We start from the raw sequence: 647 nt of genomic DNA on the forward strand, positions 1-647 counted from the left end.
ATAAAGTTTTAGGTGCAATTTATAAAATGATGTCAGATAAAAATGATGCCATATTTTCATTTCTTTTAATTGGAATACCGATTTCAATAAATGTTGATGATAAAATATCTAATAACAATAGATATGAAAACTTTGATGCTTTAATATACACTGATGGTCGTGGAATAAAAATATATGGTAATGTTAAGAATATAAACACTTTATTTGAAATTTATGGAGCAGATAAAATATTAAAACATGAGTTAGAGCATATATTATTAAATCATATAGAAAGGGAAAAGGAAATTATAGATAATATAAAAGATTATTCAAAAAATGATTTATCTACTCTTTTTAATATCGCTGCTGATTATATAATAAATAAAGATTTAGATATAGGAACAACAAAGTTTAAAAATTTTCAATTAGTAAACGAAGAAATTATGAAAACAAAATTTAACTTAACAAGCAAAGATTTAGATAAAAAAAGTGTTGAGGAAATATTAAAAATGATGTTGAAAAACAACCCACCTATGAAAATTAGTGAAATTATAAAAGAAATTAAAAAACTTTTAAAGGGTGATGGTTTTGGAGGAACGTCATCGTTTTCTCATGTTTCTCCAAATAAAATAGATGAATTTGATGATTTTATTGATAAAAACGCTAAA

At 22.7% G+C, this 647-nt stretch carries 1 protein-coding gene; it reads left to right on the plus strand.

Annotated features, from left to right (window positions below; all coding sequences use genetic code 11):
- Positions 1–26: 26 nt before the first annotated feature.
- Positions 27–647, plus strand: a 621-nt coding sequence (locus tag ACP5S8_RS08510; RefSeq protein ID WP_461876505.1) for a DUF2201 family putative metallopeptidase, incomplete at its 3' end; no start/stop codon positions are given.

The organism is Hydrogenobaculum sp. (assembly GCF_049967395.1).
In the GTDB taxonomy this organism is placed as follows: domain Bacteria; phylum Aquificota; class Aquificia; order Aquificales; family Aquificaceae; genus Hydrogenobaculum.